General features: G+C 57.2%; 18 protein-coding genes and 1 pseudogene. 9 read left to right on the top strand and 10 right to left on the bottom strand.

Translation table 11 applies throughout. From position 1 onward, the window contains the following. Positions 1–32: 32 nt before the first annotated feature. Entirely contained in the window at positions 33–368 is a 336-nt protein-coding gene (locus FN037_RS02245; RefSeq protein WP_138360277.1) for a gamma-glutamylcyclotransferase family protein, read from the bottom strand. 46 nt (positions 369–414) lie between these two features. On the opposite strand from FN037_RS02245, the gene FN037_RS02240 reads away from it, so the two are divergent. Next, complete coding sequence (locus FN037_RS02240) at positions 415–702, top strand: hypothetical protein (protein ID WP_138360278.1); 288 nt, start codon at positions 415–417, stop codon at positions 700–702. Positions 703–961: 259 nt separating this feature from the next. Then, positions 962–1,945 (top strand): transcriptional regulator LeuO, encoded by a 984-nt coding sequence (gene leuO / locus FN037_RS02230; RefSeq protein ID WP_142501457.1) that lies wholly within the window; start codon positions 962–964, stop codon positions 1,943–1,945. A gap of 265 nt (positions 1,946–2,210) precedes the next feature. Here the strand turns inward: leuO and FN037_RS02225 are convergent, their stop codons facing one another. Both FN037_RS02225 and hpxD read right to left on the bottom strand, forming a co-directional pair. After that, complete coding sequence (locus FN037_RS02225; RefSeq protein ID WP_142501456.1) at positions 2,211–3,179, bottom strand: PDR/VanB family oxidoreductase; 969 nt, start codon at positions 3,177–3,179, stop codon at positions 2,211–2,213. A gap of 12 nt (positions 3,180–3,191) precedes the next feature. Further along, positions 3,192–4,229, bottom strand: coding sequence for a molybdenum cofactor-independent xanthine hydroxylase subunit HpxD (hpxD, locus tag FN037_RS02220; RefSeq protein ID WP_142501455.1), 1,038 nt, complete (start codon positions 4,227–4,229; stop codon positions 3,192–3,194). Between the two features lie 125 nt (positions 4,230–4,354). Here hpxD and hpxR point away from each other — a divergent pair, with 125 nt between their 5' ends. Then, positions 4,355–5,278, top strand: coding sequence for a LysR family hpxDE operon transcriptional regulator HpxR (hpxR, locus tag FN037_RS02215; protein ID WP_138360283.1), 924 nt, complete (start codon positions 4,355–4,357; stop codon positions 5,276–5,278). Positions 5,279–5,314: 36 nt separating this feature from the next. On the opposite strand, the gene hpxO is transcribed toward hpxR, so the two are convergent. Then, entirely contained in the window at positions 5,315–6,469 is a 1,155-nt protein-coding gene (gene hpxO / locus FN037_RS02210) for an FAD-dependent urate hydroxylase HpxO (protein ID WP_138360284.1), read from the bottom strand. Between the two features lie 348 nt (positions 6,470–6,817). Between hpxO and FN037_RS02205 the strand changes: the two genes are divergently transcribed. Genes FN037_RS02205 through uraH form a run of 3 tightly spaced genes read left to right on the top strand, consistent with a single transcriptional unit; the run spans position 6,818 to position 9,001 of the window. After that, on the top strand, positions 6,818–8,200 hold the full coding sequence (locus FN037_RS02205; protein WP_138360285.1) for a nucleobase:cation symporter-2 family protein: 1,383 nt from the start codon (positions 6,818–6,820) through the stop codon (positions 8,198–8,200). Beyond that, positions 8,178–8,678: a 2-oxo-4-hydroxy-4-carboxy-5-ureidoimidazoline decarboxylase gene (gene uraD, locus FN037_RS02200; protein ID WP_138360286.1), complete on the top strand. Its 501-nt coding sequence runs from the start codon at positions 8,178–8,180 to the stop codon at positions 8,676–8,678. Before FN037_RS02205 ends, uraD begins: the two co-directional genes overlap by 23 nt. After that, positions 8,675–9,001 (top strand): hydroxyisourate hydrolase, encoded by a 327-nt coding sequence (uraH, locus tag FN037_RS02195; protein ID WP_138360287.1) that lies wholly within the window; start codon positions 8,675–8,677, stop codon positions 8,999–9,001. The genes uraD and uraH overlap by 4 nt, the downstream gene beginning before the upstream one ends. 669 nt (positions 9,002–9,670) lie before the next feature. Here the strand turns inward: uraH and guaD are convergent. Then, complete coding sequence (guaD, locus tag FN037_RS02185; RefSeq protein ID WP_142501864.1) at positions 9,671–10,990, bottom strand: guanine deaminase; 1,320 nt, start codon at positions 10,988–10,990, stop codon at positions 9,671–9,673. Positions 10,991–11,098: 108 nt separating this feature from the next. Next, positions 11,099–12,586, bottom strand: coding sequence for an NCS1 family nucleobase:cation symporter-1 (locus FN037_RS02180; RefSeq protein ID WP_142501453.1), 1,488 nt, complete (start codon positions 12,584–12,586; stop codon positions 11,099–11,101). A gap of 145 nt (positions 12,587–12,731) precedes the next feature. Here FN037_RS02180 and FN037_RS02175 point away from each other — a divergent pair, with 145 nt between their 5' ends. The 3 genes and pseudogenes from FN037_RS02175 to puuE all read left to right on the top strand — a co-directional run bounded on the left by FN037_RS02175 (position 12,732) and on the right by puuE (position 15,140). After that, positions 12,732–13,448 carry a GntR family transcriptional regulator gene (locus FN037_RS02175; RefSeq protein WP_142501452.1) on the top strand — a complete coding sequence of 239 codons (717 nt, stop codon included), beginning with the start codon at positions 12,732–12,734 and terminating at the stop codon, positions 13,446–13,448. Further along, a pseudogene (gene hpxA / locus FN037_RS02170) lies at positions 13,448–14,323 on the top strand (allantoin racemase). Before FN037_RS02175 ends, hpxA begins: the two are co-directional and overlap by 1 nt. Next, positions 14,241–15,140 carry an allantoinase PuuE gene (puuE, locus tag FN037_RS02165; RefSeq protein ID WP_241675621.1) on the top strand — a complete coding sequence of 300 codons (900 nt, stop codon included), beginning with the start codon at positions 14,241–14,243 and terminating at the stop codon, positions 15,138–15,140. Before hpxA ends, puuE begins: the two are co-directional and overlap by 83 nt. 161 nt (positions 15,141–15,301) lie before the next feature. Here the strand turns inward: puuE and hpxZ are convergent, their stop codons facing one another. From hpxZ to hpxW, 4 genes are read right to left on the bottom strand one after another with little or no spacing between them, the layout of a single operon-like run. Then, complete coding sequence (gene hpxZ, locus FN037_RS02160) at positions 15,302–15,688, bottom strand: oxalurate catabolism protein HpxZ (protein ID WP_171034841.1); 387 nt, start codon at positions 15,686–15,688, stop codon at positions 15,302–15,304. Further along, complete coding sequence (locus tag FN037_RS02155) at positions 15,685–17,082, bottom strand: AtzE family amidohydrolase (RefSeq protein WP_138360293.1); 1,398 nt, start codon at positions 17,080–17,082, stop codon at positions 15,685–15,687. Before FN037_RS02155 ends, hpxZ begins: the two co-directional genes overlap by 4 nt. Continuing rightward, positions 17,079–17,267, bottom strand: a complete 189-nt coding sequence (hpxX, locus tag FN037_RS02150; protein WP_138360294.1) for an oxalurate catabolism protein HpxX — start codon at positions 17,265–17,267, stop codon at positions 17,079–17,081. Before hpxX ends, FN037_RS02155 begins: the two co-directional genes overlap by 4 nt. A 9-nt stretch (positions 17,268–17,276) precedes the next feature. Then, on the bottom strand, positions 17,277–18,860 hold the full coding sequence (gene hpxW / locus FN037_RS02145) for an oxamate amidohydrolase (protein WP_142501450.1): 1,584 nt from the start codon (positions 18,858–18,860) through the stop codon (positions 17,277–17,279). Positions 18,861–18,904 lie beyond the last annotated feature (44 nt).

Raw genomic sequence — 18,904 nt, 5'->3', positions numbered from 1 at the left:
CCGCAGCTTTACGTGATGCGGGGCAGACATATTTACGGATTATTTTTCGGCTGTAGCTGATAGATCCACGCGGTCACCTGCTGACCCTCATCGAGGGTCACTTCAGTGGCAACGCGATCGTAGCCATCTTCAAATTCATCCAGCATGGGCCAGTGCGCGGTAAGGTGCGCGGACAGGAACAGATAACCCGAAATACGCGCGCCGTTTTTATCAAGAACGACTCCCGGAAAATCCGCCGCCGCCCCCCAGCCGCGTTCATAAAACGTGCCGGTCACATAACCTGGCAACCATTCTCCACCTATATCTTCCAGAATATGAGCATTACACTGGCCCGGGCGGAGCGTACCGTAGACAAATAAGCGTTCCATTATTCCTCGTTAACGCAAGCGATGAACGCCCTGATGGGCAAAGGAAGTGCCAAAATACGAGGTAAAAACAGGTCTGGCAAGACGTCCGTGGATTGGCGGTAAGATAAAGCGTACTTTTGGTTATCTTCTGGCAACGTTTTGTTTATATCGGCGGGCTGACTGCGGTTGGTGCGCCTCTTATTTATATCATCGCCTGTATATTGTTGGCGATGGATTTGTACTTGCCATAATCCAGGTTGCTGTCGCCTTCCTTGATATTGCAGTAAGAATTTACTTATTAGGATTAATTCGCGTGTTTTTCAGAAATTTCATTGTTTTTTGTGTGGTATTATAACTCGTTCCAGGAGTGAACGAAGGGAAATATAATGCTGTATCGTTACGCCATTTTTTCCAGGAAACACAATACACTGCATATTGTTTTGCTTTTTTCTATTTTGCTAATAAGTTTCATACATTTAAGCGTGCTGCTGGAAACAGATAACACATGGCTACTGTTGCCGATGGTGATTTATCTGCCCATCTTTTTTCTTTGGCAAAAGGTCTCAGTGTTACGAAGCAGAATCGCTGATTAATGTGCTGGTGGAGTTGCCAACATGAACGACAATATAATATTTAAACCAACCGCAGAACCGAAAGATCTGCAACCCGTATTGCGGAAAGTGGATCTTAATCTTCTGACTATCTTTGATATTGTGATGCGGGAACAAAGCTTAACCAAAGCTGCGCATGTGCTGGGAATGTCGCAACCCGCGGTCAGCAGCGCGGTTTCCCGCCTGAAAAAGTTGTTTAAGGATGAGCTGTTTGTCCGCAATGGCCGAGGGATCAAACCCACAGATCGCGCTTTTCAGCTTTGCAGTTCGGTTCGTCGCGCGCTACAGCTGGTGCAAAACGAGTTGCCGGATACGCTTTTTGATCCGCAGGACTATGAGCATATTTATAATCTTTGCGTTTGTAGCCCTCTGGATAACGCTTTGACCCCGTTGATATTCAATAAAATTAGCCAGACAGCGCCGCGGGTCAAATTAACATTTAAATCTTCACTGAGTCAGCAGGTTATCAACCAGTTGCGCTACCAGGAAGTTGAGTTTGTTATCGACTACAACAAATTTAATCACCCGGAATTTACCAGCGTTCCGTTGTTTAACGATGAGATGGTATTAGTTGCCCGGCGCAAGCATCCGCGCATCGCAGCGCCGTTGACTGAACAGGGTATTTATCAAGAGCAGCATGCCGCGGTGGCACTGGATCGCTATGCTTCTTTTAGCTATCCCTGGTATAGCTCCGCGGAACAACAGGCCTGCATCGCTTTTCACGGTAACGCCATGGTGAGCGTGCTGAATATTGTCTCGCGAACCGACATGGTGGCTATCGCCCCGGAGTGGCTGGCCAGAGAGTTTGCCGGGCAATTTGCGCTGGAACTGCTGCCGCTGCCTTTAGACATGAACAATCGAACCTGTTACCTCTCATGGCATGAAACGGCGGGACAGGAAAAATGTCACCGCTGGATGGCGGAGCAACTGATAGAAATCTGCCAGCGCCAGGATAGGCCAAAGGCGGACGATGCCTACTGGCAATGACACAATGATGCGGCCCGTTCCGGGCCGCGCTGCGGTAGGGCATGCGGCAAACCGGGCGGCATGTCATGCCTGGCGCCCGATAACGCAAGACGCTCCGCTCCTCAGCGCCGCGGATTTTACCGGTAGTTTGTCAACGTAACCCTGGCGATCGCCCGTCGGCGAGAACGGCGGAACGTCAATGTCGCCAGCCCGTCTGACCGGAGAGCGGAGCGAAGGATATCGACGTTACGGGCGAGGCATGACTTTTCGTTGGCTAAGGCAGTCGTCATAAATCAATGCATAAAGTCGCCGATCGACTGCGGGAACAACACAGGGCAATCTGCTGCGCGCTGGCGGATTTTTCCGCCTCTGACTGCACGGTATCGCGATGGTCGACAATCCCTTCGATGACCGGCGTCAGGCAGGCACCGCAAATCCCCATTTCGCAGGAGAGCGGAACCGCGACGCCATTCTCCTGTAGTACCTGAGCAATGGTTTTGTCTGCAGGCACTGGCCACTGTTCGCCCGACGAAGCAAGGGTCACGATAAAGGCGTCCCCCTCCTGCGCAGTGGATGCCGTGGCGGTGGGCTGAAATGCTTCACTATGGATTTGGCTTTCTGACCAGCCTTTATCCAGCGCGACCTGGCGCGCGGTGGCCATAAATCCCGTCGGCCCGCAGAGATAAAGAGCCTGTCCGCTATCCGCATCAATCAGCGCCGGGGCCAGATTATGCCGTGCGCTGTCCCCGTCGCTGGAGCAGTGAATGATTACCCTGTCGGCGCTGAAGCGTTGCTGCAGTTCGCGCACAAAGGCCCCCTGTGCGCGGCTTTTCAGATAATAGTGCAGCGTAAAAGGCACCCCTTGCGCGTCCAGTTTGAGCGCCATCGCATACAGCGGCGTAATACCGATCCCGGCGGCCAGCAGCGTCACCCGTTGCGCAGGGCATAAAGGAAACAGATTTCGCGGGCGAGAAATCAGCAGCGTCTGGCCGGGACGTAACTGCTGGTGAATGTAACGAGAGCCGCCGCGAGAGGCGTTCTCCAGCGCCACGCAAATCAGGTAGCCATCGTCAACAGTCTCAGGACCGGTGAGCGAATACTGGCGAATCATCCCGCAGGGCAGGTGAACATCAATATGCGCGCCGGGCTGCCACGCCGGAAGCGGCTGGCCGCTCTGCGCCACCAGCCGGACGGCGAGGCTCTGGCTCCCCTGGCGCCAGAGGCCGTCAACGATAACCTCGATTACATCACTCATTATTTTCTCCACTTACACGAGGAAAAAGTCGCCGAAGCCCATTTTCTTCAGCCCGCGTCGATAGGCGATGGAGCTGCGATCGGCGGGAATATGCGCTTCGAGTGTTAAATCCAGCGGTAATCTTTCCGGACGCTGAGTCTCCACCATCAGGCGATCTTCCTCAAAGACGCGCAGATTAAACGCGTGAACCTCTTCCACCGGCACATGGAGGTCGTAATTGCGCGCGATAGGCGCGAACATCCGGGTTATCCGCGATGAAACCGGCGAGGCGGCGTTCATAATTACCAGCCTGGCGTCACCGGGAAAATGAATCGTCAGGGTGGCGGTAAACGGCAGATGCATTTCGAAATGGCGCAGCCACTGAAAGCCCTCAGGCGCACGAAATCCGGCACTGGCAGGATAGTTGCCGACGGAACTCCAGTAATCGGCAATAAAACCAAATTCGGTCTCCTGCGGATTGTAGTCCGGTACGACCTGGTTATCCGGGTCGGCGAAGGTATCGGTATGGATCCATGCAAAATGGGCGACATCGAGGAATCCCTCGACCTGGCGACCGGCAAAACCGTTGACGTCAAATGCCGGACAGTTGATTTGCTGAAAGCCATCGTCGTGCCAGTGCGGCATCACCGGCAGCGGCATTGGATTGTCCGGGTCGAACGCCAGGCAGGTCCAGATCAGGCCATAACGCTCTTCCACCGCAAAACTGGTGAGATTGAGCTTTGCCGGCACTGGCTGATTGGGGCTGGAAGGGATGCGATTACAGCGGCCTCCTTCGCCGAAGCGCAGACCGTGATAGGGACAGACGATCCCTTCTTCATCGTGAAATCCCAGCGTCAGCGGCACGCCACGATGAGGGCAAACATCGCGAGCGACAACCACCTGATCTTTAATGCGATAAATAACCAACTGCTCATCAAGCAGCGTGGCCTTCACTGGCGCAGGCCCGACATCGCAGGCGCGGGCCACCGGGTGCCAGCATTTTGCCAGCCGTAGCCAGTCCTCAGGCTCAAAAGTGCAATGGGCGGGGGGCGTGGGGTGCTGTCTGTTCATGGCTTCTCTTCCTGCTCACAAAAACATTTGTTTAATTGTTGTGAGTTTATTGTTGCCATATTAGGGTGTTGACATCCATCAGCATTAATTCAGCAATCCGTTGCAAAAAAGAGAACAGGTAAAAGATGAGCCCATTTTCGCGTTTTGCTATCTACTTTGCCGAAGTGGCCCGCTGCGGGAGTCTGCGGCGAGCGGCGGAAAAACTGCACATTTCCGCTTCGGCCATTAACCGGCAAATTTTGCAGGCGGAAGACGCATTTGGCACCGCGCTGTTTGAGCGCCTGCCGGAAGGGTTGCGTATGACGACCGCCGGGGAACTGCTATACGATAATCTGTTGCGCTGGCAAAAGGAGTTCCGTCTGACGCGACAAAAGTTTGATGAGCTTCAGGGGCTTAAGCGGGGCACCGTCAGCGTCGGGATGGTTCAGGCGCTGGCGGAGGGATGCTTTGCCACCGCGCTGGCGGATATTATTGCCCACTGGCCGTGGCTGGAGCTGAATCTGCAGGTGGCGGATAGTCACACGGTCAGCCAGAAGGTGCGCCAGGCGGATCTCGATTTTGGTTTGATTCTTGATCCGGAAGGCCAGGCGGGGCTGAGCGTGCTGGCTTTTGCTGAACTGGCGATGGGCGTGATCATGTCGCCTGCCCATCCTCTGGCACAGAGCGCGAGGCTGTCATTGGGGGAGTTGAGTGAAGCACGACATATCGTCCCCGGCGCGCCGCTGATTGTGCACGAACGCGTGGCGATGCTCTATCGCCACTACGATTTTTCTCCGGCGAACAGCATCAACTGCAACGATATCCGGCTGATAAAATCGCTGGTGCTTAAAGGCAGTGGCGTGACGATCCTCAGTCGCCTGGACGTTTTCGATGAGGTAAAAAGCGGGCAACTGGCGTTTGTCCCGCTGCGTAATACGCTGCTGCGGCCGTTGACCCTGGCCTTATGCACAGCCCCCTCGCGTCAGCTTTCCCGCCCGGCGCAAATGGCCATCCAGAAACTGACGGTGGTTATTGAGGAGATGCAGGCCGGGGCGATGGAGCGATCGTAACACCGTACTCGTACTTAACCGGCGGACTTACAACGCTTACCCCAGCGGACCGCCCTGAATGGTTTCGCACAGGCCGTTGATAATTCGCTCCCCGGTCTCGGTTTTCAGCTCCTGATACCAGGCTTCCGTCAGCGCCATATCCTTACCGTGCGTTACATCACAACGTTTACGTGCCTTCAGCACCAGATCGCGAACCCGGTCACAGCGCAGTACGTTGTACTGCTGCAACACATTGGCAATGTCGTGGCTCTGGCGGAACAGATCTCCCAGTACCACCGCATCTTCCATCGCCGCGCAGCCGCCCTGGCCGATATCCGGCGTGGTGCTGTGCCCGGCGTCGCCCAGCAGCGCCACCTTGCCGCGCACCAGCTTATCAAACGGCTCGATATCATGGATTTCAATCCGGTTGGTGGTTTGCGGGTCAAGGGAGGCAATCAGTTTCTGCACCTGGGGCGCCCAACCGCTGAAGTAACGGCTAAGATCCGCCCGCAGGGTGCTGCGATCCTCGGCAAGCCCCGCCGGTAGCGGAACATCAAAGAAAAAGTAAAATCGTCCACTGGAAACCGGCATCAGCGAGACGCGTTTCCCCTCACCGACAAAGGTGGTCCATTGATTGCCGGGGGCAATCGCTTCATCAATTTCCACCAGACCGTTCCAGTTCACGTAGCCTGCATAGCGGCGCTCGGGGGTATAGCCGAGCACATACGGACGCAGCGCCGAATGGCTACCGTCGGCGGCAATCAGAAAATCCCCCTGCGCCGTTGAACCATCGGTAAACCAGACGCGAACGCCGTCAGCATTTTCTTCGCAGCGGGTGACGCGTTTACCAAACTGCACGCTATCGCGTCCCCAGAAATTGAGCATTTCACGTTGTAATTCGGCGCGGGAAACCGGGCAGGGGCGGCCCCCGGTTCGCGCCACCAGAGGGGAGAGGCTGAATTGAGTAAGGATCTCCCCTCGCTGATAATCCTTGTAAGCCAGAAAATGCATCGGGCCGCCGTAGCTCTCAATAATATCGCCCATGCCTAAATGTTTCATACACTTAACGCCATTAGGCCAGATGGAGATCGCCGCGCCGACCGGCTTAATTTCTTTTACTGCCTCAAAAACGTCGCAGTCGATACCTGCGTTTTTCAATGCAACCGCCGCGCTCAGGCCGCCAATTCCGCCGCCGATAACTAATGCTTTCATTTACTTCTCCTTTACATACGTCGTTACAGGCTTGAGCAATTTGCGTACCACAATGTCACAGGCGCGCATTTCACGGGCTGGTGCTTTCGGTAACGGTGCGGATGCTTTAAATTGGTGCATAAAAGCGTTTTTATTGCCTTTTTATGAATCAATAATTTCTTTACTGGCCATTAAGAATCTAATGTTTCACTGGCGTTATGGCCGCCTAGTGGACGATGGGGCGGCGCGGAAACATTCTATTTGGTTGAAAAATATAAAAAAGAAGCAAATGTTGCTCAGATGTGAGCGATTTTGGCCTGTTTTGTGCACCCGACACAGTACGCTTATTGGTAACAGGGTGGAACGACCATGTCAGATGAAAAGAACGGTGGCTTACTGTATGGCCTGGATCAGCGGATTCTGCCGCTTCCGGCATTTTTTAGCGCCTTACAGCACGTGCTGGCCGGGCTGGTGGGTATCATCACGCCGCCGTTGATTATCGGCACCTCTCTGGGGCTGGGGGAGTGGCTGCCCTGGTTAATCAGTATGTCTCTGCTGGCATCCGGTATTGGCACCTTTTTACAATCTAACCGGGTCTGGGGAATCGGCGCCGGGATGATCTGTATGCAGGGCACCAGCTTCGCGTTTCTCGGTGTGGCGATTGCGGGGGGGATGTGGGTCAAGGGGCAGGGGGGAACGCCGCAGGATATTATGGCTATGCTGTTTGGCGTGAATTTCGTTGCCGCGTTGGTTCCCTGCGTTGTCAGCCGCTTTATTGAACCGCTGAAGCGGATTTTTACGCCAATTATTACCGGTAGCGTGATTGCGCTGATCGGTATGAGCCTGATTAAAGTCAGCGTGATTAACTGGTGCGGCGGTGAACAGACAAAAGCGTTCGCCAGTATGGGCAATATCGCCCTCGGAGCGGCCACGCTGGGGACGATTGTTTTGCTGAGTTGCGCGAAAAACCGCTGGCTGCGTCTCTCTTCGGTGGTGGTGGGGATCGCCGTGGGCTGCCTGGCGGCGGCGCTTAGCGGCACATTTCAGCTTAAAGGTATTGGCGATGTCTGGTTCCGTATGCCGCAACTGTTTCCGTTTGGTTTTCAGTTTAACAGCGCCATCTTTTTACCCGTTGCGCTGGTGTCGCTGGTCTGCATTCTTGAAGCAGTCGGCGACTTAACTGCCAACTGCCTTATCTCTAAGCAGTCTATTGATGACGGCGCTTTTCGTTCGCGACTGAAAGGCGGTATTCTTGCCGACGGGATCAGCTGTATGGTGGCAGCGATGCTGTGCGCGTTCCCTAATACTACTTTTGCGCAAAATAACGGCGTGATTCAGATGACTGGTGTCGCCAGCCGCTATGTCGGACGTTATATCGGCGTAATTTTGATTCTGCTCGGCCTGTTTCCGCCGTTTGGCGATGTTCTGCGCCAGATCCCGGCCCCGGTGCTCGGCGGCGCGACGATGGTGATGTTTGGCTGCGTCGTCGCGGCGGGGATCCGCATCATTACCCAGAATCCATTGACCCGCCGCGATATGCTGATTGTCGGCCTGGCCTTTGGGTTTGGTCTGGGGATTGAGGCCGTTCCCGCGTCGCTGTCCCATTTTCCGTCGATTGTGGGTAACCTGTTCGGTTCCGCGGCGACCAGCGGCGGTCTGGTGGCCATTGTGCTGAACCTGATTATTCCGCAAGAGAAACAGGCCGTGGGGGCGACAACAAGGAGCAACGATGATCGCGCTGAATCACTTTAACCAGCTTAGCGGGGAAGAAGCGGCCTCACTGCTGGCGCCCTGCGTTGCCGTTCCCGGCTGGACGGCGGCGCTGGTTGACGGCCGTCCCTGGCGTAACCGCCACGAGTTGCTCACCGCCGCGCGGCAGCTGATGGCTGAGTGGGGCGAAGCGGAGTTAACTCAGGCGCTGAGCGCGCATCCGCGTATCGGCGAGAAACCCGTCGGGCAACAGGCGCACGCGGCGTTATCGCGTCAGGAGCAGGGGGACGTTGATGACCGCGACGCCCGCCTGACGCAGGCGCTTCTGGCGGGTAACGCCCGCTATGAAGCCCGATTCGGGCGGGTATTTTTGATTCGCGCGAAAGGGCGCAGCGGGGAGGCGATTTTACAGGCGCTGTCGCGGCGTTTGCATAACAGTGATAGCGAAGAGGTACAGGAAGCGTTAGCGCAGTTGCGCGAAATCACCTTATTAAGACTGCAAGGAGTCATTGGCGAATGAGTACGTTAAGCACCCATATTCTGGATATCTCCACGGGCCTGCCGGCACAGGGGGTGAAAGTTGTGCTGGAACGGGAAGGGGCGCGGATAGCCAGCGGTATTACTGATGATAATGGTCGTATTGGTGAACTGAGCGGTGGGTCGCTGGCGACAGGGCGCTACCGGCTGACGGCGGAGATTGGCGAGTGGTTTGCCGCCAGCGGGCGCGATACGCTATATCTGAATGCGCAGATTGATTTTGCTATTCGTGAGGCGGCAGGCGATCACTATCATTTGCCGTTTTTAATTGCTCCTGGCGGTTGGTCAACCTATCGCGGCAGCTGATTTCAGTCCCCCAGTAATGCCGTGCACTTAAGCAAATCATCGGTGTTGTTTTCTGTTTTATTTGCCTGTGGCAATCGCATTATCGGTGGTTTAAACGAAAATCTGATTCGGTTACTGAGCTGATACGGGCTGAAATATAAAAGATATAACTTTTTTATGATTTTCAGCCTCTGAAAAGCCCCTGACGAATAACGGACTCACCGCATGGGGGTTGGGCGCATCAAGGAAACCTGGCGGGAACGCAGGCGCGCATCCAGGACTGGCCGCCAGGACGGCGGCCAGAGGGCGGGTCGAGACAGGGACAAAATTGCCGGGAGCAATTTTGAACAGCGCTTGCGCTGGCCCTGGAAGGGCGAGTCCCAGGGATGGGACGAGTAGCGTCGAGTCCCGCCCGGTCCGCCAGATGAAGCCGGAGTGGAGCGGACCGCGCAGCGGCAGGTTTTCAGCGCCATGCCGGGGGTGCAGGGGGACGGGCGAAACGTCCCCCTGCCCGTTCACACGCTGTGGATATAACGAATATCCGCGTATTTATAGTGAACGGAACAGGCCACTAAGCCAAACCAGGTGAAAACGAAAAATGCCATTTTCGCCAGAACCACCGATTGACAGAACCGCTCAGCCAGCCGGACACTGCACCGTCAGAGCACCGCGATGCTCCCGGAAAAAGTGTTACTCCGCAGCCGCATCTCCCCATACGCGTTCGCCGTTCACCCATGTCTCGCTGATATTTCGTTCATCTCCCAGGGTCATCAGGACGAACAACTGCTCGTAGATATCGTTGCACCGTTCGCTGCGTAAGCGCTGCAGCGGCGTGACCGCCCGGTCAATAACCACAAAATCGGCCTCTTTGCCCGGCTGAAAATTACCAATTTTCTCATCAAGACGCAGAGCATGCGCGCCGCCGAGGGTGGCATGGTAAAACGCTTCGCTGGCGCGCAGACGATAGCTTTGCAACTGGCCAACTTTGTAAGCCTCGCCCAGAGTACGCAGCATACTGAACGTTGTGCCAGCCCCGACATCGCTGCCGATGCCCATCCGTACCTTTTTCTGCCAGCAGGTGGCTAAACGAAACAGCCCGCTGCCGAGAAACAGGTTTGACGTCGGGCAAAAGGCCAGCGCTGAACCGGTTTCGTGCAGACATTGCCACTCGGCATCCGCAAGATGAATACCGTGGGCAAACACGCTGCGTTCGCCGGTGAGTCGATAGTGATGGTAGACATCAAGATAATGCTCATGCTCTGGCCACAGGCTTTTTACCCATGCCACTTCATTGAGGTTTTCGCTCAGATGCGTATGCAGCCAGGTATCAGGAAACTCTTCCCGCAATTGTTGCACCGCCGCCAGCAGCTCAGGCGTCGAGGTCGGCGCGAAGCGTGGCGTAATAGCGTAGCCGAGGCGGCCCCGCCGGTGCCAGCGCGCAATAAGCTCTCGAGTTTGTTGGTAACTTTGCTCCGCGCTTTCGCTAAGATAGTTCGGCGCGTGGCGGTCCATCATCACTTTCCCGGCGAGCAGGCGCATATTCAGCCGCAGCGCTTCGTTAAACAGCGCATCCACCGATTCAGGGTGCACGGTGCAAAATACCAGCGCGGTGGTGGTGCCGTGGCTCAGCAGCTGGTTAACGAAAAATTGGGCGATCTCCGCGGCATAGTCGGCATTGGCAAACTGGCTCTCCACCGGAAAGGTATAAGTGGTGAGCCACTCCAGCAGTTGTTCGCCAAACGCGCCAATCATCTCGGTTTGCGGGTAGTGTACGTGCGCATCGACAAAGCCGGGTAGCAACAGTTTACCGCGCAGATCGCGGTAGCCTTCCTGCGGCCGCAGGTGCTGTTCACCCGCCTGCCACGGCAGCAGCGCCTGAATGCGCCCATCCCGAAGAAACAATATCCCGTCTTCCAGATAGCGCGCATGGCGGGCAATATCATCGGCGCTATCGGCAACCGCGGCGATATCAAAAAATGCGCCGCGAATTGCGGTCTCGTAGTTAATCATCATAGCTGCCTTGTGGGTTAGCAAAAGGATAGATGAGTCAGGCAAAATTGATGCCAGTTTGCGTGGGCGGCGAATCGCCGCGACAGGGGCCGCGGCGGTGGAGAGTCATCACTCTTTCTGGGCAATGGCGCTGAATCTGGCTGCGGCGCCGACGCGTTCGTCGCGGGCAATCCAGCGATAGGCCGCGCCGCTCAGCAGTACGCCGATAAACCAGCTAAAGTTCGCTACCTCATGCAGGGCCGGAATAAAACTGATGATCAGGCCGATGGCGACGGAGGGCACCAGCGCGGCGATGGCTTTCGGGTTAACGCCGTTGCGGTACCAGTATTGGCCTTTTGGCGTGTCGTCGAACAAATCGTTGACCGACACCTGCCCGCGTTTAATTAAATAGAAGTCAACAATCAGGATGCCGAACAGCGGGCCGATAAAGGCGCCCAGCACATCAAGGGTGTAGTGGATAAGTTCCGGTGAATTAAACAGGTTCCACGGCGTCAGCAGGATTGAACCGACGGCGGCGATCATTCCCCCGGTGCGGAAGCTGATTTTCTGCGGCGAGCAGTTAGAAAAATCGAACGCCGGGGAGACAAAGTTCGCCACGATATTGATACCAATGGTGGCGGTGATCATGGTCAGCAGGCCAATCGCCACCGCCAGATCGTTGCCGACGCGGCTTACCGTCTCAATCGGGTCGGTAATCATGCGGCCAAACAGCGACTGGGTACCGGAGACAATCACCACGGTAACCACAGAGAACAGCAGGAAGTTAAATGGCAGGCCCCAGCGGTTGCCGCGGCGAATCTCGCCCATGCTTTTACCGTAGCGCGCGAAATCGCCAAAGTTGAGCAGCGGACCGGAGAAGTAGGAGACCACCAGCGCGGTGGCGGTGATCATCTGCCAGGTTTGTTCCCCGGCGCTGAGCGATTTACTGGCAAGGGTAAAGGAGATCCCGTCTAAACCGGTTTTGTATACAATCCAGCCTGCTAACGCCAGCATCACCACGTATACCGCCGGACCGGCAATATCAATAAAGCGCTTAATGGCGTTCATCCCATGCCAGAACACCATCGCCTGCAGTAGCCACATGGTGGCGAAGCAGAGCCAGCCCAGATGCGACAGGCCAAGGAAACTGGCTTCGGTCAGCGTCGACAGCGACGGCCTGAATTTCAGCAGTACCAGCATCAGCGCGTTAGCGGCGAGGTAAGTCTGAATGCCGTACCACGCAAAAGCGATCAGGCCGCGGATCACCGCCGGAATATTGGCCCCGAAGACGCCAAATGCCTGACGACAGATAACGGCGTAGGGGACGCCGGCCATCTGGCTGGGCTTCGCCACCAGATTCGCGCATAACTGGACAATACAAATCCCCACCAGCAGGCACAGTAGCACCTGCCAGCTCGCCAGTCCGAGAGTAAAGAAGCTTGCGGCGACCACGTATCCGCCCATGCTGTGCACATCGGACATCCAGAAAGAGAAAATGTTGTACCAGCTCCAGTTCTGGTCGCGCGTCGGCGCCAGATCCTCATTGCTAAGGCGTGGGCTGTAGCCGGCGTGGGGATCAGCGGCCTTAACCTGATGGGTATTGTGTGTGTTTGGCATGAAACCTGCTCCTGTCAATGAAAACCCTGTTAGATGGATCGCTGAGGCGGTTGCAGGAATCAGGCCAAAAAAGATAATCTTGTATGCAATAATTTCGTTATATGTATACGATTTGGCGTTCGAATGATTAAAACCGGAGTGGTTAATGAGTAATCAACATCGTCTGCAGACCGCGCCAGCTCTGCATGACAAAGACGAATCAATCTATCAGGCGTTGATGACCGCGATTGTCGAACATCAGTTGCCGCCGGGAAGCAAACTGCCCGAAGAGGCGCTGGCAGAGGTGTTTGGCGTGAGCCGCACCGGGATCAGAAAGGTGCTGCAACGACTCGCGACTGTGCAAATGGTCACGTTAACGCCCAAACGTGGTGCACAGGTGGCCAGTCCGACGGTTGAAGAGGCGCGGGAGATCTTCCGTACCCGGGCGCTGCTGGAAGTGGCCAATTTGCCGGATGTGCTGGCTCGCTGCCAGCCGCCGCACCTCGCCGCGCTGGAAGCGATTACCCGTCAGGAGCAGCTGGCGCACGAAAATTATGATGGCCCGGCGGCGATCCGCTACTCCGCAGAGTTCCATATTCAGATGCAGGCGATTTCCGGCAATCAGGTGCTCACTGAGATGGTGACCCGTCTGAGCCAGCGCTCTTCATTAGTGATTGCGGCATGGGGATCGCCGTGGCGTCAGGGCTGTCGCTGTGACGATCATGAACAGCTTATTCAACTGCTGCGCGACAAAGCGCTACAGCCTCTGAGCGACGCGTTAACGCACCATTTTGAGCATATCGTCGCCAGCCTTTGCTTTGAGCGATCTGGTGTCACCTTACCTGATTTTGCCCGGCTGTTCGCCGCCTATAAGGAACAATAATGCCGCCTGTTTGTATACAAGTTATTAATCCCAATACCAGTCCCGGGATGACAGAAACCATTGGCGCCGCAGCCAGAGCGGTCGCCGCGCCGGGAACCGAGATTCTGGCGGTCTGCCCTCGCGAGGGCGTGCCGTCAATAGAGGGACACTTTGACGAAGCCATTGCCGCCGTCGGCGTGCTGGAGCAGATTGCCGTTGGCCGTCGCCAGGGCGTGGATGGCCATGTGATTGCCTGTTTTGGCGATCCCGGCCTGCTGGCGGCGCGTGAACTGGCGCAAGGGCCGGTGGTGGGGATTGCGGAAGCGGCGATGCATATGGCAACGCTGGTCGCCACCCGGTTTTCTATCGTGACCACGCTACCGCGAACTTTAATTATTGCGCGCCATTTGTTGCAACAATATGGCTTTCAGCACCACTGCGCCGCTCTGCACGCCATTGATTTACCGGTGCTGGCGCTGGAAGACGGCAGCGGCATGGCGCAGGAGAAGGTGCGCGCGCGCTGTATCCAGGCGCTGAAAGAAGATGGTTGCGGGGCTATCGTACTGGGCTGCGGCGGAATGGCGACGCTGGCGCAGGAACTGACCCATGAGCTGCGGGTGCCGGTCATCGATGGCGTCAGCGCGGCGGTCAAAATGGTTGAGTCGCTGGTGGCGTTAGGGCTGTCCACCAGCAAACAGGGCGATCTGGCATTTCCGGAACCCAAGGCGTTAAGCGGCAAATTTCAGGCGCTAAACCCATTTTAAATTGAAGGAGTAGGCGATGGTATTTTTGGCAGATGATTATCCTCGCGACCTGCGCGGCTACGGCGAGCATCCGCCGCATGCGCGGTGGCCGCAAAACGCGCGGATAGCCGTGCAGTTTGTGCTGAACTATGAAGAGGGGTCGGAAAACCACGTGCTGCATGGCGATGCCGGTTCCGAACAATTCCTGTCCGATATTATTGGCGCCGCCAGTTACCCCGATCGCCACATGTCGATGGACTCGTTATATGAATATGGCAGCCGCGCCGGTTTCTGGCGCATTCATCGGGAGTTCAGCAAGCGCGGATTGCCCCTGACCGTATTTGGCGTCGCTATGGCGCTGGCGCGTCATCCCGATGTGGTTTCGGCGATTAAGGCGGCGAACTATGACGTGGTCAGCCACGGCTGGCGCTGGATTCACTATCAGAATATGTCCATTGAGCAGGAACGGGCGCACCTGAACAAGGCGGTTCAGGTATTAACCGCGCTGTTCGGCAAGCCCCCCACCGGCTGGTATACCGGGCGCGATAGCCCGAACACCCGGCAACTGGTGGTTGAGCACGGTGGCTTTGATTATGACAGCGACTATTATGGTGATGATCTGCCGTTCTGGAGCGAGGTGACGTGCAGCGACGGCACGCGTAAACCCCATCTGATTGTGCCATATACCCTTGATGCCAATGACATGCGCTTCGCCACCGCCCAGGGGTTTAATACCGCCGAGCAGTTTTACACTTATCTGAAAGATAGCTTCGATGTGCTGTATGCAGAGGGAGAACAGGCGCCGAAAATGATGTCCGTTGGCATGCATTGCCGCCTGCTGGGGCGTCCGGGCCGTTTCCGCGCATTGCAGCGTTTTCTCGACTATATTCAGCAGCATGAACGGGTATGGGTCTGTACCCGTCAGCAGATTGCCGATCACTGGCGCGAGGTGCATCCGTTCGGTGCGTAATGGCCTGCGGATGCGTGTGTCCTCCTGCCCGGAAAGTCCACAGATAAACTCTGGCTACGCTGGAGACCCTCTCTCTTTTCGGGAGAGGGCTGGCACGAGAGGGCGACTCCCGGAGGCGGGCGTTTAGCCGGTCCGGCTGCGTCACCGGAGGGACAAAAGACCTAGCTCATCAGACTGACATGGGCGGCGACGATGCGCCAGCCAAAGGGGAAACGTACCCAGGTTTGCTGCTGGCGACCAATGCGTTCGCTCCCCTCACGGGTGAATTCGGTGCTGCATACCGCGTAATCTTCGCCGAAGGTGGTGATGGTGGTGTGGCGCAGCTCGCGCTGCAACCCGGCGGCAGGCCGGGCGGCGCGAAAAGCGCGGATTTCGTCGATGCCGTACAGATTCTCTCCGGCTCCCAGACGCACCGTGCGTTTATCGTGCCAGAACAGCTCGTCCAGCACCTCGACATCATTGCTTACCAGCGCCTCCTCATAGCGGTAAAACGCCGCGGTGACCTCGGCGAGAATCAGCGGCCGGTTAATATGGTCTTGTGTCATCATGCTGCAATCTCCGCAGGGCGGGCATCGGTGATGCCCATCTCTTCCAGTACCCGCGCCACGCGCAGGCAGGCTTGTTCATTAAACGGGGCGGCAATTAACTGCACGCCGATCGGCTGCCCGTTCGGGGTGCGTAGCGGCACCGTGACCACCGGCAGTCCGAGGAAGGAGACGGGCTGAGTGAGTATCCCCATACTGGCGCGGATCGGTAACGCCTGGCCGTTTATTTCCATCAATTGGGCGCCAATGGGGGTGGCGCAGCATGGCGTAGCTGGCGCGATCAGCACATCGGCGTGGGTAAACAGGGTTTTAAACGCCTGCTGCGCATGGCGGCGAAAGCGCTGGGCCTGAATATACCATGCCGACGGGATCATCGCCCCGGCCAGCAGGCGTTCGCGGGAGTTCGGCTCAAAACGTTCGGGCTGGCGGCGGAGTTCGGGCAGATACTGATTACCGCCTTCTGAAGCGCTGATAATAAATGCCGCCGAACGGGCCAGTTCGGCCTCCGGGAAGTTCAGCTCATCATGCGCTGCAAGCGCCTGAGCGACGCGGGCGACCGCCGCGCGCGCATCGTTATCGCACCAGGTCGAAAAATAACCGCCGAGCGTGGCGCAGCGTAACCCCTCCATGCCGCGAGTTAAAAGATTAGCGGTACGTTCGCTGGCTTTGTCCGCCTGAAAACCATCGGCAGGATCGCGCCCCTGTAGCGCGTCATAAACCGCGGAGAGATCGCCAACGCAGCGGGCAAACGGGCCAATATGGTCGAGGCTGGCGACGAAGGGATGGCTACCGGAGCGCGACAAACGGCCAAATGTCGGTTTCAGACCAAAGATCCCGCATAACGAAGCCGGGACGCGAATGGAACCGTTGGTATCGCTGCCCAGCGTGAAATGCACCAGCCCCGCGGCTACTGCCGCCGCCGATCCCCCGGACGATCCCCCGGCGATTTTGGCAAGATCGTGCGGGTTATGCGTTGCGCCATAATGGCTGTTTTCCGTCGTAAACCCGTAAGCGTAGGCGTCCATATTCAGCATCCCGGACAGCAGCGCGCCAGCGCTGTGCAACTGACGCACCGCCCAGCTATCGGCGACGGCCGGAGATCGGTCGCTAAACAGCCGGGCGCCGGCAAGGGTGGTGTGACCGGCGACATCGAACAGATTTTTCACCGCATAGGGAATGCCTGCCAGCGCGGGCAGGGGCTTTTTTTCCCGTCGCAGGGTGTCAATATTCTCCGCCTCGGCGAACATGCGCTTTTCGCTGACGTGGGTCCAGGCGTTGATCCGCGGGTTAACGCGCGCAATGCTCTCCAGAGTATGGCGGGCAATCTCTCTGGCGCTGAGATCGCCGCTTGCCAGTGCGCGCTGTATGTCGTGGATAGTTAATTCATGTAGCTTCATGCTTTATACACTCCGGCGATTTCGACGCGTTCGTCGAGGGGAAAGGCCAGCAGCGGACCGGCCATGGCGGCAATGCGGCTAAACTGCAATCTGAGTTCAGCGCGTCGGGTCTCGTCCAGCTCCAGCGCCAGCAATTGTTCCATTTGTGCAAGATAAACGTCCCATTCGGCTTGCGGTATATTCATTATTGACTCCTAATATCCGGCGGCGGAGCCGTTGCTACGCGGATCGCTGGCTCCTTCAATCAGGCCATTGGGATGGCGAACAACGGCCCCTGCGTGGCCCATGACTTCACTAAAATCGGTCAGTATTTCAACGTCGTGCCCCAGTTCACGCAGACGGGCGATACTTTCGGTACTGAAGCGGCCTTCCAGCTTGAGTGAGTCGGAGGTCTGCCCCCAGGTTCGCCCCAGTAGCCAGCGCGGTCGGCTGATGCTCTCCTGTAGCGGCGCATTTTGCATCACGTAGCGGGTGAAGATAGCGGCCTGGGTCTGCGGCTGGCCGTCTCCGCCCATTGAGCCGTAAACCATCACCCGGCCATCGTTAAGTCGTGCGGCGGCGGGATTGAGCGTGTGAAACGGCTGTTTACCGGGTGCGAGAGCCAGCAGGTGAGCCGGATCGAGGCTGAACGACGCCCCGCGGTTCTGCCAGACAATGCCGCTTTCCGGTAGCACCACGCCGCTGCCGAACTCGTGATAGAGACTCTGGATAAAGGAGACCGCAAGGCCGCTTTTATCGATTACCCCCATCCACACCGTATCGCCCGGACCTTTACCCGTCCCCCACGGTGCGGCCTGCTGGTCGTTGATGGTGTCAGCCAGCGGCTGAAGCTCTGAGGGGTTCAGCAGACTTTGGATATCGACATTCAGATGGCGCGGGTCGGTGATATGCGCATCGCGCAGGCCAAAAGCCAGCTTGGTGGCTTCAACAAGGCGGTGGACGGTCATGGCCTCGTCGGCGTCGGTCATGGCCAGCCGATCGGTTATGCCGAGGATCGCCAGTGAAACCAGTCCCTGAGTGGGCGGCGCGAGATTCCACAGTTCGCCGTGCTGATGTTCAAGCCTGAGCGGTTGCACGCGCCGTGCGCGATGGTGTCGCAGGTCGCTTAAGGTGACGGGCATTCCGTACTTTTCCATACCGCGCGCCAGATGCTCCGCCAGCGGTCCGCGATAGAAACTGTCTAAGCCTTCCTCCGTCAACCGGCGCAAGGTGTTGGCCAGCGCCGGTTGCAAAAAGCGGCTACCGGCTTGCGGCGGCTGGCCATTCACCAGCCAGGTTTCGGCAAAACCGGGTTGTTCACGTAGCTCGTGGAGTTTGTCGGCTGTGGCGCTGGCCTGTGAGACGGTGACCGGGATACCGTCCGCCGCGTAGCCGATAGCATCTTCCAGCAGGCGCGTCAGCGGCAGTTCTTTACCGGTTAAATCACGGGAAATTTTCAGCGCTTCATCCCAGCCGCTGACGGTGCCCGCTACGGTCAGCGCCGCCTTTGGGCCGCGGTGGGGGATCTGCGCCAGCCCGGCATAGGCCTGGGGCGTCGCCAGCGAACCTGCAGCGCCGCTGGCATCAATGGCAATGGGGTCGCCATCGGGCGGGACGATAAGCCAGAAACCATCGCCGCCGAGGCCATTCATATGTGGGTACACCACGGCGATCGTGGCGGCGGCGGCGACCATGGCTTCTATCGCGCTCCCGCCTTCGCGCAGCACCGCCAGCGCGCTCTGGCTGGCCAGATGATGGGGGGCGACCGCCATCCCGTGGGCGGCAACATGACTTTGCATGAGTTGTCCTCAAATAAGCGGATTGTCCGTATGGGGGTTGCAAA

Origin of the sequence: Klebsiella sp. 2680, from assembly GCF_900198535.1 — a bacterium.
GTDB classification, from domain to species: Bacteria; Pseudomonadota; Gammaproteobacteria; order Enterobacterales; family Enterobacteriaceae; genus Klebsiella; species Klebsiella indica.
This window is presented reverse-complemented; position numbering and strand designations above follow the sequence as displayed.